The following is a 14,724-nucleotide window of genomic DNA, read 5'->3' on the forward strand; positions in this document are numbered from 1 at the left end:
GCCTGGCCCATGAGTCTTCCCCAGTTCCCCGACGGCTTCTTCTTCGGAACCGCCACCGCGAGCTACCAGATCGAAGGCGCGTACGACGAGGACGGCAGAGGGATGTCCATATGGGACACCTACTGCCGTGAGCCCGGGCGGGTCGCCGACGGCGCCACCGGCGACATCGCCTGCGACCACTACCACCGTTACCGCGAGGACGTCGCGCTGCTGCGCGACCTTGGCGTGGACAGCTACCGCTTCTCGGTCGCCTGGCCGCGCATCCAGCCCGACGGAACGGGCCCTGCCAACGCGGCGGGCCTGGACTTCTACGACCGGCTGGTCGACGAACTGCTGGCATCCGGCATCTCCCCCGCCGCCACCCTGTACCACTGGGACCTCCCCCAGGCGCTCGAGGACCGGGGCGGCTGGCGGGTGCGCGATACGGCGGAACGCTTCGGCGAGTACGCCGGACTGGTCGCCGACCGGCTCGGTGACCGGGTGGACCGCTGGATCACCCTCAACGAACCGTTCTGCAGCGCCTTCGTCGGCTACGCGGCGGGGGGCCATGCCCCGGGCGCCCGCGAGGGCCGCGGCGCTCTGGCCGCCGCCCACCACCTGCTCGTCGGCCACGGCCTGGCCGTACGAGCGCTGCGGGAGGCGGGTGCCCGGGAGGTCGGGATCACTCTCAACCCCGACCGGCTGCTGCCCGCCACCGGTTCGCCGGCCGACCTGGCTGCCGTACGCCGTGTCGAGACGCTGCACAACGACGTCTGGTTCGAGCCGCTGTTCGCCGGACGCTATCCGCAGCACGAGGCGGAGACGTGGGGCGAGCTCGCCGACGGCTCCTACCGGCGCGAGGGCGACCTCGAGCTCATCGCCGCTCCGCTCGACTTCACCGGCATCAACTACTACCGGCCGATCACCGTCGCCGATGCCCCGTACCGCGACCCGGACCCGGCGAGCCGCACGGCGGTCGACGTCCGGGCCGAGGAGACCTGGCGCGACGACGTCCGGCACACCACCATGGGCTGGCCCGTCGTCCCGCACACCTTCACGGACCTGCTGGTCGACCTGGCCAAGCGCTACCCCGGCCTGCCGCCGTTGCTGATCACCGAGAACGGCTCGGCGGAGGCCGACACCGTCGACGCCGACGGCCGGGTCCGCGACACCGACCGGATCGACTACCTCCACAGCCATCTGGACGCCCTCGCCGCCGCCATCGACGCGGGCGTCGACGTACGCGGCTACTACGTGTGGTCGCTGCTGGACAACTTCGAATGGGCCCGTGGCTACGGCCAGCGCTTCGGCATCGTCCGCGTCGACTACGACACCCAGGAGCGCATCCCCAAGGACAGCTACCACTGGTACCGGCAGCTGATCTCCGCCCACCGCGACCGCACCACCACCGGTGGCGCCACCGGCGCCACCCCCCGTACGACCCCTGGTAAGGACCCCCGATGAAGTTCACCGACGGCTACTGGCTGATGCGCGAGGGCGTCCAGGCGTCGTACGCCGCCGAGGTCGCCGAGGCGCAGGTCGACGACGGCCGCGTCACCCTCTACGCCCCCGTGCGGCGCGTAGAGACCCGCGGCCAGACCCTCAACAGCCCGCTGCTGACCGTCGAATGCTGGTCCCCCGCCGACGGCGTGATCGGCGTCCGCTCCACCCACCACGCGGGCGCGGCCGAGCGCGGCCCGGACTTCGCGCTGCGTACCGACCCGGGTCACACCGCCAAGGTCACCCGGGAAGGCTCGTTGCTGGAGCTGACGGCCGGGGAACTGTCCCTGCGCGTGGACACCGCGGCTCCCTGGCGGCTCGACTTCACCGCCGACGGACGCACACTCACCTCGGCCGATGCCCGCGGCACAGGCTTCGCGGTCACCGGCGACGGAAGTCACCACTCAGTGGCCCAGCTCTCCCTCGGTGTGGGCGAGTTGGTGTACGGACTCGGCGAGCGCTTCACCCCGTTCACCAGGAACGGCCAGACCGTGGACATCTGGCAGGCCGACGGCGGCACCGCCAGCGAGCAGGCGTACAAGAACGTGCCCTTCCACCTCACCAACCGGGGCTACGGCGTCTTCGTCAACCACCCCGGCAAGGTCAGCTACGAGATCGGCTCGGAGTCCGTCGGCCGGGTGCAGTTCAGCGTCGAGGACCAGTCGCTCGAGTACTTCGTGGTGTACGGCCCCACGCCGAAAGACATCCTGGACCGCTACACGGCCCTGACCGGCCGCCCGGCGCTGCCGCCGGCGTGGTCGTTCGGCCTGTGGCTGTCGACCTCCTTCACCACCTCGTACGACGAGGCGACGGTGAACCGGTTCGTCCGCGGCATGGCGGAGCGCGACATCCCGCTGGGTGTCTTCCACTTCGACTGCTTCTGGATGCGCGAGTACCAGTGGTGCGACTTCACCTGGGACCCGGACGTCTTCCCGGACCCGGAAGGTATGCTGCGCCGGCTCAAGGACCAGGGCCTTCGCATCTCGCTGTGGATCAACCCCTACATCGCCCAGAAGTCCGCCCTGTTCGCCGAGGCCAAACGGAACGGCTACCTGGTGCGCAAGGCGAACGGCGACGTCTGGCAGTGGGACCTGTGGCAGGCGGGCATGGCCCTGGTGGACTTCACCAATCCGGACGCCCGGGAGTGGTACGCGGACAAGCTCCGCGCGCTCACCGCGCAGGGTGTCGACTGCTTCAAGACCGACTTCGGTGAGCGCATCCCCACCGATGTCGTGTGGCACGACGGTTCCGACCCGGAACGCATGCACAACTACTACACACAGCTCTACAACGAGACGGTCTTCGAGGTGCTGAGCGAGGCCCGGGGCGCCGGTGAGGCCGTGCTGTTCGCGCGCTCGGCGACGGCGGGCGGCCAGCAGTTCCCCGTGCACTGGGGCGGCGACTGCGAGTCCCACTTCGGCGCGATGGCCGAGTCGCTGCGTGGCGGTCTCTCCCTCGGTCTGTCCGGTTTCGGCTTCTGGAGCCATGACATCGGCGGCTTCGAGGGCACACCCACGCCCGAGGTGTTCAAGCGGTGGGTGCAGTTCGGCCTGCTGTCGTCGCACAGCCGGCTGCACGGCAGCAAGTCGTACCGCGTGCCGTGGGACTACGACGAGGAGGCGGTGGCGGTCACCCGCGACTTCACCCGCCTCAAGCACCGGCTGATGCCGTACCTGTTCCGCGCCGCCCAGCAGGCGGCCGAGCGCGGCACACCGGTCATGCGTGCCATGGTGCTGGAGTTCCCCGACGACCCGGCCTGTCACACCCTCGACCGGCAGTACATGCTCGGCGACGATCTGCTCGTCGCCCCCGTCTTCTCCGAGGACGGCGTCGTGGACTACTACGTGCCGGACGGCACCTGGACCCATCTGCTCTCGGGCGAACGGATCCAGGGGCCCGGCTGGCGGCGCGAGCGGTACGGCTTCGACAGTCTGCCGCTGCTCGCCCGGCCCGGCTCGGTGATCCCGTTCGGGGAGAGCGACGACGCGGCGGTCTACGACTGGGCGCACGGTGTGACGCTGCGCGTCCACGCACCGGCCGACGGCGCCACGACGGTCACGCGGATCCCGGCCCGGGACGGCTCGGCGGCCGACGCAACGGCCGCGGTCTTCCGTACGCGGCGGGAGGGCGACGCCATCACCATCGAGGCGCAGGGGGCGCCCGGGCCCTGGCGGGTGCTGCTGGTGGGAACAGAGGCGGAGCTCGCCGACGACTCGTCCGCGACCACGTCCGTGTCCGTGGAGCGGACCGGGCTCGGCACGCTGCTGGCCTGCCCGGCAGGCGCGGACCGGGTCGCGGCACTTCTCACCGGGAGTTAACGCCGCTCTCACAGCACGCGCAGTCAGGGTCCCTAGCCTCGCCGGCATGGGCGAGGACATACCTGAACAGGACAGCACCCGGGGATCGCACCGGGTCGCTCTCCGACTGAGGCGCGCGGTGATCGTCACCACCGCGCTGATGGGCTGCACGGTGGTGACGACGGGGTGCGGAGTGGCGCGCGCAGGGGACGGTCCCGGCCGTGAGGCCGGGACCGGGAGCCTGGCTGTATCCCCGTCCGCGCCGGCGTCCCCCTCCCCGTCCACCTCCCCACCCGCGGAGAAGGTGACGACGGAATCCGTGGCCGGGCCCGGGACCGAGGTCATGGACCTGGACACGGCGCTCGCCTCCGAAGTCGCCGAGGCGGACGGCGGCCTGTCGGTCGCCGTCCAGGACACCGAGAGCGACGTGAGCGCCGTGTTCGGCAAGGGGACATTCGACACCGCCAGCATCGTCAAGGTCGACATCCTGGCAGCGCTGCTCCTCCAAGCCCAGGACCGTGGGCGGGAGTTGACCGCTCTTGAGCAGTCCCGGGCAACCACGATGATCGAGAACAGCGACAACGCCGCCGCGCTGGCACTGTGGCGGTCCATCGGCAGGGCGGACGGCCTGGAGGCGGCCAACGGGCGCTTCGGAATGACTGCCACGCAGGGCGGGTCCAATGATCTGTGGGGGCTGACGCAGACCACGGCCGCCGACCAGCTGACCCTGCTCGAAGCGGTGTTCGGCGACGACTCGCCGTTGACGGACGGCTCACGGGCGTACGCGGCGGACCTCATGGAGCACGTGTCCTCGGACCAGGACTGGGGTGTCTCGGCCGCGGCATCGAGCGGGTCCCCCGGGCGTGAGAACCGCCCTCAAGAACGGCTGGCTGCCGAGAACCGCCACCGGCCTGTGGGACATCAACAGCATCGGCCGTGTCTCGTCCGGCGGCCGCACCTACTACGTCGCCGTCCTCTCCGACGGCAATCGTACGAGGGCGGCAGGCATCGAAACGGTGGAGGACGCGGCCCGGGCGGCGGTGGCGGCGTTCAGCGGCACGAACTGAACGTTCGCCGGCCCCTGCCGGTGGTCGAAGTGCGCCGCGTGGTTCCGGCCGCCGCGGAACCACTGGACACAGGGACGTGGATGTCGCCCCGCTCGATGGCGAATTCCCTGTCCTGCGCGTACGTCCGGCGCGTACGTCCGGAAGCCGAGGCCTCCCGTACTGCGCGGCGCCCCCGGAGAAACCGTGAGCCCCATGGTGTCCAGGGGTGCGCATGCCGTCGTCGGCCCCTCGGCACGAGGCGGCGTCCGCATGCGAAGAGGCGGTCACCGGAAATCCCGGTGACCGCCTCCGACGCGTGGCGGATGCTACTCGCAGGTGCCTGCGAACGTCCCGCGCGTCACCACGTCCGTCGTCGCGGCCGTGGTGTCCAGCCAGACGATCCGCTGCCCGTCACCCAGCGACGGGGCCAGCTGCGAACCGGAGGAGCAGGAAGCGAGGCTGAAGTTGTTCTTCCCGGCCAGCGCGTCCGCTGTCGTGGAGACCTTCACCTTGGTCGGACCGCTCCAGGAGCCGAGAGCGCCCCAGATGTCGTACGTCGAGTAGGCGAGGTACTCGTCGCTGACCGAGAACTGGGCAACGTACAAGCTCTTCGGGAAGGTCAATTTCTTCATCTGGGTCACGTCGGCGGCCGGCGTCGACACGATGGTGGTGCTCGGGATCAGGAACCCGCCGCTGGTGCGGTAGAAGACGCGGTCCGAGGTGAGCTGGATGTCCGAGATCCAGTCGAAAAGGAATCCAGCGATCCGCTTGTTCTGGGTCTTCCCCGTGGCGATGTCGTAGACGAAGAGGTACGTCCCGTCGCCACCGGCCCAGGCGATGGTGCCGTTCTTCATGGCGAGGCGCGAGGCCTTGGTGCCGGCTTCGGGCGTCACGTCGACCGTGGTGCCGTCGGCCTTGCGGAGCATCACGTCCTGCTCGCCGTCGTCAGTCGTGCTGATGTAGGCGAGGGCGCCGTTCTCGGTGACCGGTTCGGTCTCGTCGGCATCCGGGGTGTCCACCAGTTGCTTGATCGCGCCCTGGCCCTTGTCACCGGCCTGGTAGATGCCGACGCCATCGGCGGAGATCCGGGTGAAGACGACACGCTGGTCGTCGAGGGACGGGTCCATCAGGTAGGCGTCCGACTGCGCCAGCTCGTGCCGAGGCTCCTTACCGAAGCGACCGACCGTGATACCGAAGGCTGCGCCGCCCTGGTCCCAGGCGATCGCGTCACCGTGGCCGATGGCGTAGACATCGCCGCTGATCTGGGCGGCCTGCTCGTCGATGCCGCTGTACACCTCGTAGGCGGGCAGGACATCGGCGCCGATGGTGGTGCCATCATGGGTGCCGGACTTCTGCTCCCAGCCCTGCTCGATGCCGTGGGCGTCGAAGGCCCGGCCGATGGTGTCGAGGTCGGCAGCGGAGACCTTCAAGGACTTCGCGGCCAGGGTGACCGCATTTCGCATGTCGGTGTAGCCGGACAGCGGGGTGAGATAGTTCTGGCTCGCCCGGTAAATGATCCGGTCGGCGAGATCCGCGTCGATGTTCTTGCGGATGTCCCACAGTGCGCCACCGACAATGGTGGAGTTGTAGTGCACACCGCCGTTGTCGATGTCGAGCGTGATGGGCTCGTAGTCCTTCTGCGCGTTGCGGCCGTCGTTGAGGTCGCGCAGCGCACACTCCTCCAGCGGCTTGGTGCCGTTGCAGAGGTACTCGCCGATGAGGCCGGACGTCGGGTCGCTCATCGCGATGCCCTTGTCGGCGGTTTCCATGGCATTGCCGAAATAGTCGGAGATCGCCTCGTTGAGCGCGCCCGACTGGTTCAGGTAGACGAGGCCCGCGGTGTGCTCGGTGACGCCGTGGGTCATCTCGTGGCCGACCACGTCCAGGCCGACGGACAGCGGTACGCCGTCCATGTGGCCGTAGACCATCTTGGAACCGTCCCAGAAGGCGTTTGCGTAGTCCTTTCCGTTGTTCGCCACGTTGACGACGGAGTAGATCGTGCCACCCTTGCCGTCGACGCCGTCACGGCCGAGCTTGTCCTTGAGATATTCATAGACCTTCGAGGCGTTCAAGTGTGCGTCGACGGCGCCGGACGACGTGTTGACGCCGTCGAACCGGTCGCTCGCGGAGGTCGCCAGCGCAATGTCCTCGGTGACCGGGCCGCCCGCCACGAGCGCGTAGCTCTTGCGCTGGGCGTCGTAGGTGCGTATCTGACCCCCGGTCCGCGCGTACATGTCCCGGGTGGAGTCGACGAGCGTGTACGAACCGCCCGTCTCCTTGTTGACGTTCAGCTCCGTCTCGGAGCCGTCCACTCGCACGCCCGTACCCATGGCCGGTACGGCGTCCGCGGCGTCGATGTTGTTGTACGAGAGGGCGATGCCGCCGATGTTCGCGTCGACGTACACCTCCTGGCGCACCGGGCTGCCGTTGGCCTCGGCGCCCGTGATGGTGAAGTGCCAGGCCAGCTTGCCGCCTTGGGCGTCCGGCAGGACGATGAGGCCGTGGCGCTCGGTCTTGGCACCCTTGACCCGCGACAGCTTCCCGTCGAGGGAGAACATCCGCTTCTCGGCTGCGGCCTCGGTAACACCGGGTGCGGTGGAGACCGACAGGTCCGTGTACAGGGTGCCCGTGGCCGAGGTGACGTTCTGACCTCCGTCCGCCGCCTCGGTCTGCACGGCATACTCGGCGCCGAAGACCGGCACCCCGTCGTGCTTCTGCTGGAAGCGGACGGAGGACTGCTTGCCGTCCTTGCTGGTGCTCACGGTCTGAAGGTCCGTCACCGGAACCTTGTACGTGTCCTGGTGGGCCTTCAGGTGCGCTCGTGCGGCCTCGGCCGGAGTGCCCTCGCGGACCGTGTCATCGAGGCGCTGAGTCATGGCGGGCGCAACGGGCACCCTGTCTCCGGCCACGGCCGTGGCCGGCGGCGCATCCTCCTCGGCCCAGGCCGGTGACGTCAGCAACGTCGAGCCGGTGGCCGCGGCCACCACTGCGGCAGCCAGGACGCGGCGGAGCCGTCTTTGTCGTGTCGGAAACACGTGAACCCTCCCCTATCGCACAGATGCGTGAACTCGCCCACCTGCAAGAGGTATGAGGGCCCCCTGCGGTCGGTGCCTAGATGGTTCGGCACGCTCGGTGGGGTGTACAAGGGATGTTCCTGGCGTGAACACGCCGAGGCGTAAATACGCCTCAGACGGCGCTGTCTTCAATCCGGTTCGAGGGGCTTTGCGCGTCCGCCTCCTCCAGCCAGCCGCTGCGCGCCGCACGCCAGCCGAGCTGGAAGCGGGTGGCCGCCCCCACCTCGACCATGAGGGACTGCAGGCGCCGCTGGACGGTGCGGTGCCCCATGCCGAGCTGACGGGCGATGGCGGCGTCGGTGAGTCCCACGTACAGCAGAGAGACGATCTGGCGGTCCACGGCCTCGAGTTCGGCTCCGTCGGTGCGCCCGGCCCTCGGCTCCGTCTCGGAGGGCAGCAGACGCCAGCCCCTCTCGAAATGCGCTTCGAAGAGCGAACTGAGCGCGGTGAGCAGTCCGGTACCGTGCACGGCCAGCGCGACGGGATCGACGTCGTCGCGCTCCGGGGCGAGCGGCAACAGGGCCATCCGCCGGTCGACGATGATCAACTTGATCGGAAGTTCGTCGACCACGGAGATGTGCTGGCCCTGAGCCACGTAGGCGGCTGTGATCGCTGCCATGTCGGGACGTTCGAGCCAGTCGCGTTCGATGACGCTCCGGAGGGCGACCCCGCGCCGCATCAGTACTTCTTCGATCTCGTCGTGGTTGTCCTCGACGGTGATCACGGTGTGAACCTCACGCAGAGGCATCATGGTGCACACCTCGATGGTGGCTTGCCCCTGCATCAGCAGGAGCCTCCGCCGGATCGCAGCGGCCCCCGTCAGCACCTCGATCGGCGCTCCCGAGGCGTGGGCCTGGGCGGACCTGTGCCGTTCGGCCAGGGTTGTCACGATCGACTCGACGCGCCGCAAGGTCGCCCGGCGGGATTCCAGCAAGGGACCGAGCGCGAGCGCGGGAGAGGCGGCCCGGTAGTGGAGGACGGCGTCGCCGGCCGGTTGGACGCTGGCCAGACCGCGTTCCACCAGAACGTCGAGGGCGCGCGCGACCTCCTCGGCACACCCCGTCGACTCGCTCGCGAGTGCTGCGGGTTCACTGTCGGGCCGGTCGACGAGGAGCCGGTACACAGCGTCCTCCAACGGCTCCAGACCGAGGAACGTGAGCAGGGATGCCTCTGCCTCATCCGACGTGACGTGGGCGTCGCCGGACGCGCGAGGGCTGTCGGCGTTCAGCGCGGCCCCTCGACGCAGTGGTACCGAAGAACGCCGGGCGCCGGAGTCGGACGCGCGCCACGACACCGGAATATCCCGGTTTCTGTCGTACCGTCAACCACTGTCCCCGCCCCCTTGTCGTCGTACGGCATCGCCGCGGCGATCACCTTATCCGGCCGTCTCCGCACACCGAACGGCTTTGGCGAGGGGCGGGCGCGGGCGCCCGGCCGCAGCTCCTCGAACCCGCCCGGGCGATCCCTGCGTTCTTCCGCGGAGGGACCGCGCCATGCCGTGGCTGCTGTCACCCCGCCGTCGCCGGGCATGGTTGAAGTGCCGGTGCTCATGAAACAGAGGACGGGAGCAATCATTGTTCTCGCCCATGGTTGTCCGGATCCAGGTTCTACGACATGCTCGCCCGGTGAGTGACGCCTCCCCGATACGCGGGCTGCACGCCGACACCGGCTACCTGTTGTACCGACTCGGCCTGCGCTCCGGCAGCTTGTTCAACTCCGGCCTGGAACGGCACGGGCTGCGGCTGCGGCACTACGCGATCCTGCGCCACCTCGCGACCGTCGAGGGCGCCCGGCAGCGGGAGCTGAGCGAGCGGCTCGGCTACGACCCGAGTGCCATCGTCAGCCTGGTGGACGACCTCCAGCGCCTCGACCTGGCGGAGCGCCGGCCCGATCCCCATGACCGGCGCAACCGCATCGTCGTCCTCACCGACGCCGGCCGCGCCCTGCTGCGCGACAGCGACAAGGACGGTCCCCGGGTCACCGAGTGCCTTCTCGCCCCGCTCGGTTCCGAGGAGCGCGCGACGCTGCACGCACTGCTGCTGCGCATCGCCGAACCCTGCGCCGGGGACCGACGGCCGTGACCGCCCGCTCCGCCGCGGACCGCCTGCTCGACGTCCTGGGCGCGTTCGAGCAGGAACATCCCGCCCTGACGCTCACCCAGATCGCCCAGCGGGCCGGGTTGCCGTTGCCCACCGCGCACCGGCTCGTCGGCGCACTCGCGGAATGGGGCGCGCTGGAACGCGACGCCTCCGGGCGCTACCACGTCGGCCTGCGACTGTGGGAGATCGCCACCCTCGCGCCGCGCGGAGTGGTGCTGCGCCAGGCGGCGATGCCGTTCCTGGAAGACCTCTACGAAGCCACCCACGAGAACGTGCAGCTCGCGGTCCGCGACGGGCTCGAGGTCGTCTACATCGAGCGGATCTCCGGCCGCTCCGCGGTCAGCGTCCACTCCCAGGTCGGCGCCCGCTGGCCGCTGCACGCCACCGGCGTCGGTCTGGTGCTGCTCGCGCACGGCGCCCCTGCCCTCCAGGAGCGCTACTGCGCCCACGGGCTGGCCTCCTTCACGCCGTTCACCGTCACCGACCCGGCCGTGCTGCGCCGCATGCTGGCCGAGGTGCGCCGCACCGGCTGCGCGGTGAGCGACCGGCAGATCACCGACGACGCCCTGTCCGTGGCCGCGCCGGTGCGCGGGCCGGGCGGCGACGTGGTCGCCGCGGTTTCGGTGGTGGTACCGGTCGCGGGCGCGCAGACATCCGCACTCGTCCCGGCCGTCCGGGTGGCCGGACTGGGCATCTCGCGCGCGCTGGGCCGACAACCCGGATCGGATTAGGCGCGGGCTTCCGCCAGACGGAAGTCCCGTTGTCCGGGCCGAACCGCAGCGAGCAACCTGTCTGCCACGCGGGGCAGCGAGGCCCCGCGGTACCGGGACACGCGGTACGGAACTCAGGGACGGGACTTCCTGCCATGACCGAATTCGCCCGCAACCAGTGGTACGTCGCCGCCTGGTCCGCCGAGGTCGGCCGCAACCTGCTGGGGCGCACGATCCTCGGCGAGCCGATCGCCTTCTATCGGACCGAGGACGGCGCGGCCGTCGCCCTCGCGGACCGATGTGTGCACCGCCGCTTCCCGCTCTCGGAGAGCCGCCTCGACGGGGACCGGGTCGTCTGCGGCTACCACGGCTTCACGTACGACACGACCGGCACCTGCGTCTACGTCCCCGGCCAGAAGCGTATCCCCCGTACCGCGCGGGTGAGTTCGTACCCGGTGGTGGAACAGGATTCCTTCGTCTGGGTCTGGATCGGCGACCCCGACATGGCGGACGCCACCGCCGTCCCGCGGGCGCCGCACCTCGTGGAGGAGGGCTGGGTCACCGTCAACGGCATGGAGCCGATCGACAGCGACTTCGGCCTGCTGGTCGACAACCTGATGGACCTCTCCCACGAGACCTATCTCCACGGCGGCTACATCGGCACCCCCGAGGTGGCCGAGACCCCGATCACCACGGAGGTCGACGAGGAGGCCGGCGTCGTCCGGGTGTCCCGGCACATGCCGAACGCCGAATGCCCGCCCTTCTACGCCCGCTCGACCGGCATCGAAGGACGCATCCAGCGCCTGCAGGACATCGAATACCACGCGCCCTGCCTGTACTTGCTGCACAGCCGGATCAGCCCCTCCGGGCAGGACGCCCCGCTGTACCGCACCGAGATCACCTACGCCATCACGCCCTCCGCTCCGGGCAAGGTGTACGACTTCTGGGCGGTCTCCCGGAACTTCGCGACCGACGACGAGGAAGTCACCGCCTTCCTGCGGGACTTCAACCACACCGTCGTGATGCAGGACGTCGACGCGCTCAACGTGCTGCAGCGCTGCCTGGACCAGGAACCGGACGGCTACCAGGAGCTCAGCATCAACATCGACACCGGCGGCCTGGCCGCACGCCGCATCCTCGCCAAGCTCGCCACCCGATGAGCAGCGTCGTCCGCATCCACTGGCTCCCGGGCACCGACCGGCTCCTCGGCACCTGCCACTGCGGCGCGCAGCACGGCAGCGAGGACCCGGTCGAGATGTGGGAGTGGATGCTCGCCCACCCGGACCATCCCCGCCCCGAAGAGGACCCCGCCCCGTGAACGACCTGCTCGACCTCGTCGTCGCCGACCGCCGCCAGGAGGCGGTCGGCGTCGTCTCCCTCACCCTCCGTCACCCCGATGGCCTGCCTCTCCCGTCCTGGGAGCCGGGCGCCCACATCGACCTGTTTCTGGCGGACGGGCTGGAACGCCAGTACTCCCTCTGCGGCCCGCCCGGGTCCGCCTCGTGGCGGATAGCCGTCCTGCTCGAACCGGACGGCCGCGGCGGCTCGGCCCACGTCCACTCCGCACTCCGGCCGGGCACCCGGCTCCAGGCCCGAGGACCCCGCAACCACTTCCCGCTGGAGCCCGCCCCCGCCTACCGCTTCGTCGCCGGAGGCATCGGCATCACCCCGGTCCTGCCGATGCTCACCGCCGCGGCCTCGGCGGACTGGTCCCTGCTCTACGGTGGCCGCTCCCTCAGCACGATGGCCTTCACCGAGGAGCTGAGCGCCGGTCACCCCGCCGACCGGGTCCGCCTCCACGAGGGCCGGCTCGACCTTGGCGGCTACCTCACCGGCCTTCGCCCCGGCGAGCTCGTCTACGCCTGCGGGCCGGCCTCCCTGCTGACCGCCGTCGAAGCCCTCGTCCCATTGGAGTCCCTCCGTTTGGAACGCTTCACTCCGCCGGTCGCGGACACCTCCTCGGACGCCCCGTTCGAGCTCGAACTCGCCCGTACAGGAAAGGTGCTGACCGTACCCGCCGACCGGTCGATCCTGCAGACCCTGCAGTCCGCCGGTGTCGACGTGCTCTACTCCTGCACCGAGGGCACCTGCGGTACCTGCGAGACCGACCTCCTCGCCGGTGAGGCCGACCACCGCGACAGCGTCCTCACCCCGGACGAACGCGCCTGCAACGAGACCCTCATGGTCTGCGTCTCCCGCGCGAGGAGCGCCCGCCTCACGCTCGACCTCTGACCCCTCCGCCACGCGGTTCGTCCCACACGGCCCTGCGACGACACGGGGCGTCGGGCGACGCCGCACGGGCCTCCCGTGCGACCGCAACCGCCCACGTGCGGTGGAGCACGCACCGGGCGGTCCGGCCGCATCGGCGGAATCGGCCCGCACCGCTGCCGATGCGGGCGTCACGTCCGAGGGCAACTCCTCGTGGCGCAGGCGCGGATGAGGAGAGCTTCGCGGCACGCGAGCCCTCAGGCCAGCATCTCCTCCGGTACCGCCGCCAGTGCCTCCTGGATCGCCGCGACCAACTGCCGCGCCGACTCCGCGGTCAGCTCCAGGGCGACGCGGGTCGCCGGGTCCTTGGCCTGGTCGGTGAAGTCGATGTTGAGTGTGTGCTCCGCCATCGCATGCACCGGATGGTCGAAGTACACCGTCGCGTCGGCGACATGGAACCACGCACCGCCCGGCCCCTTCGCGCTGCCGTCCACCTTGGCCTTCACCGTCGTGTAAGTGCACACCGTCAGGCTCCCAAGTGCTTCGCGTAGAACGCCGTGATCTTCTCCCAGCCGTCGTTGGCCGCCGCGACGTCGTAGGAGGGACGGTCCACTGCGAAGAACGCGTGCCCGGCGCCCTCGTAACTGTGGAACTCGAAGTCCTTGCCGTGCTCGGTGAGGATCTGCTCCAGCTCGGCAACCTGCTCCTGGCTGGGGAACTTGTCCTCCTCGCCGAACAGCCCCAGCAGCGGCGCGCGCAGCTGCGGCAGCTGGTCGACCAGGTTGACCACCTTCAGCGGGAAGCCCTCCGGCACGATGCCGGTGACGAAGGCTCCGTAGCAGTCCACCGCCGCGTCCAGGTCGAGGTGACAGGCCGCGAGTACGGCCTGCCGTCCGCCGGAGCAGTGGCCGATCGCGCCGGCCCTGCCGTTGGAGGTCGGCAGCGCGCGCAGGTATGCGACGGCCGCACCGACGTCACCGACCAGCCGGTCGTCGGGCACACCGCCGTTGGCACGGGCGACCGCGGCCGCGTCGTCCGGCGCGGCACCCGGCGCCTCGCGGGTGTAAAGGTTCGGGCAGATGGCGTCGTAGCCGAGTTCGGCGAAGCGACGGACCATCTCCTTGGTCGCCCGGTCGTACCCCGGCATGTGATGGATCACCACCACGCCACCGCGCCGCTGCTCGCCGTCCGGGCGGGCCACATAGGCCTCGACCTCGTCACCACCGTGACCGGTGATCCGGACGGTCGTCGCACTCAGGGAATCGTTCATGAGTCACCTATATCATAAGGCGTAACTACTAAGTTTATACTGAGAATTGTGACCTCCACCAGAAGTGATCCGGCCGTGCTCGCCACGGACCTGCGTGCCTGCCTCGGGCCTCTGATGCGGCGGCTGCGCCAGGTGAAACCGGACGACGAGCTCACGCCCTCGCAGACGTCGGTACTGGTGCGCCTGGACCGCGAGGGGCCCGCCACACCCAGCAGGCTCGCGGCCGGCGAGGGGATCCGGCCGCAGTCCATGAGCGCCATCGTCGCCGCCCTGCAGGACCGCGGGCTCGTCGACCGCACGCCCGACCCCAACGACGGCCGCCGCGTCGTCGTCTCGCTGTCCGAGGACGGACTGAAGGGCCTGCGAGGGGCCCGGCGGGAACGGTCGCGGCGGCTGACCGCGGCGATCACCGACGAGCTGACCCCGGCCGAGCGCGCGCAGCTGGCCGCCGCCGTTCCGCTGCTGGAAAGGATCACCCGGCGCATCTGAAGGCCCCGGCACATTCCGCCCGGCCGACCCCGTGCCGGGCAGCGCGAACGGG

Annotated in this window: 13 protein-coding genes; 9 read left to right on the forward strand and 4 right to left on the reverse strand. The window is 70.1% G+C overall.

Annotation, left to right across the window (positions count from 1 at the left end; genetic code table 11):
- The first annotated feature begins 9 nt into the window (after window positions 1-9).
- The 3 genes from OG878_RS03880 to OG878_RS03890 all read left to right on the forward strand — a co-directional run bounded on the left by OG878_RS03880 (window position 10) and on the right by OG878_RS03890 (window position 4,843).
- Window positions 10-1,443, forward strand: coding sequence for a GH1 family beta-glucosidase (locus tag OG878_RS03880; protein ID WP_328885426.1), 1,434 nt, complete (start codon window positions 10-12; stop codon window positions 1,441-1,443).
- Window positions 1,440-3,797 carry an alpha-xylosidase gene (gene yicI, locus OG878_RS03885; protein ID WP_328885427.1) on the forward strand — a complete coding sequence of 786 codons (2,358 nt, stop codon included), beginning with the start codon at window positions 1,440-1,442 and terminating at the stop codon, window positions 3,795-3,797. The genes OG878_RS03880 and yicI overlap by 4 nt, the downstream gene beginning before the upstream one ends.
- 842 nt (window positions 3,798-4,639) lie before the next feature.
- Entirely contained in the window at window positions 4,640-4,843 is a 204-nt protein-coding gene (locus OG878_RS03890) for a hypothetical protein (RefSeq protein ID WP_328885428.1), read from the forward strand.
- 305 nt (window positions 4,844-5,148) lie between these two features.
- Here the strand turns inward: OG878_RS03890 and OG878_RS03895 are convergent, their stop codons facing one another.
- The gene (locus OG878_RS03895; RefSeq protein ID WP_328885429.1) at window positions 5,149-7,857 is read right to left on the reverse strand and encodes a M4 family metallopeptidase; all 2,709 of its coding nucleotides are present in this window, start codon (window positions 7,855-7,857) and stop codon (window positions 5,149-5,151) included.
- 151 nt (window positions 7,858-8,008) lie between these two features.
- Window positions 8,009-9,190, reverse strand: coding sequence for a hypothetical protein (locus OG878_RS03900; protein ID WP_328885430.1), 1,182 nt, complete (start codon window positions 9,188-9,190; stop codon window positions 8,009-8,011).
- A gap of 349 nt (window positions 9,191-9,539) precedes the next feature.
- On the opposite strand from OG878_RS03900, the gene OG878_RS03905 reads away from it, so the two are divergent.
- The 5 genes from OG878_RS03905 to OG878_RS03925 all read left to right on the forward strand — a co-directional run bounded on the left by OG878_RS03905 (window position 9,540) and on the right by OG878_RS03925 (window position 12,937).
- Window positions 9,540-9,977: a MarR family winged helix-turn-helix transcriptional regulator gene (locus OG878_RS03905; RefSeq protein ID WP_328891121.1), complete on the forward strand. Its 438-nt coding sequence runs from the start codon at window positions 9,540-9,542 to the stop codon at window positions 9,975-9,977.
- Window positions 9,974-10,726 (forward strand): IclR family transcriptional regulator, encoded by a 753-nt coding sequence (locus OG878_RS03910; protein WP_328885431.1) that lies wholly within the window; start codon window positions 9,974-9,976, stop codon window positions 10,724-10,726. The genes OG878_RS03905 and OG878_RS03910 overlap by 4 nt, the downstream gene beginning before the upstream one ends.
- A 134-nt stretch (window positions 10,727-10,860) precedes the next feature.
- Window positions 10,861-11,865: an aromatic ring-hydroxylating dioxygenase subunit alpha gene (locus OG878_RS03915; RefSeq protein WP_328885432.1), complete on the forward strand. Its 1,005-nt coding sequence runs from the start codon at window positions 10,861-10,863 to the stop codon at window positions 11,863-11,865.
- Window positions 11,862-12,023 carry a hypothetical protein gene (locus OG878_RS03920; protein WP_328885433.1) on the forward strand — a complete coding sequence of 54 codons (162 nt, stop codon included), beginning with the start codon at window positions 11,862-11,864 and terminating at the stop codon, window positions 12,021-12,023. The genes OG878_RS03915 and OG878_RS03920 overlap by 4 nt, the downstream gene beginning before the upstream one ends.
- Window positions 12,020-12,937 carry a PDR/VanB family oxidoreductase gene (locus OG878_RS03925; protein WP_328885434.1) on the forward strand — a complete coding sequence of 306 codons (918 nt, stop codon included), beginning with the start codon at window positions 12,020-12,022 and terminating at the stop codon, window positions 12,935-12,937. The genes OG878_RS03920 and OG878_RS03925 overlap by 4 nt, the downstream gene beginning before the upstream one ends.
- Before the next feature lie 233 nt (window positions 12,938-13,170).
- Here OG878_RS03925 and OG878_RS03930 read toward each other — a convergent pair whose 3' ends face one another.
- Both OG878_RS03930 and OG878_RS03935 read right to left on the reverse strand, forming a co-directional pair.
- Complete coding sequence (locus OG878_RS03930; protein ID WP_328885435.1) at window positions 13,171-13,437, reverse strand: DUF6295 family protein; 267 nt, start codon at window positions 13,435-13,437, stop codon at window positions 13,171-13,173.
- Between the two features lie 2 nt (window positions 13,438-13,439).
- Window positions 13,440-14,183: a dienelactone hydrolase family protein gene (locus OG878_RS03935; protein WP_328885436.1), complete on the reverse strand. Its 744-nt coding sequence runs from the start codon at window positions 14,181-14,183 to the stop codon at window positions 13,440-13,442.
- Between the two features lie 48 nt (window positions 14,184-14,231).
- Between OG878_RS03935 and OG878_RS03940 the strand changes: the two genes are divergently transcribed.
- Complete coding sequence (locus tag OG878_RS03940; RefSeq protein ID WP_328885437.1) at window positions 14,232-14,672, forward strand: MarR family winged helix-turn-helix transcriptional regulator; 441 nt, start codon at window positions 14,232-14,234, stop codon at window positions 14,670-14,672.
- Window positions 14,673-14,724: the final 52 nt, after the last annotated feature.

Origin of the sequence: Streptomyces sp. NBC_00316, from assembly GCF_036158715.1 — a bacterium.
In the GTDB taxonomy this organism is placed as follows: domain Bacteria; phylum Actinomycetota; class Actinomycetes; order Streptomycetales; family Streptomycetaceae; genus Streptomyces.

Coding starts and splice junctions, on each gene's coding strand:
- OG878_RS03880 (WP_328885426.1), top strand. CDS start 10: ATGAGTCTTCCCCAGTTCCCCGACGGCTTCTTCTTCGGAACCGCCACC.
- yicI (WP_328885427.1), top strand. CDS start 1,440: ATGAAGTTCACCGACGGCTACTGGCTGATGCGCGAGGGCGTCCAGGCG.
- OG878_RS03915 (WP_328885432.1), top strand. CDS start 10,861: ATGACCGAATTCGCCCGCAACCAGTGGTACGTCGCCGCCTGGTCCGCC.
- OG878_RS03920 (WP_328885433.1), top strand. CDS start 11,862: ATGAGCAGCGTCGTCCGCATCCACTGGCTCCCGGGCACCGACCGGCTC.
- OG878_RS03935 (WP_328885436.1), bottom strand. CDS start 14,183: ATGAACGATTCCCTGAGTGCGACGACCGTCCGGATCACCGGTCACGGT.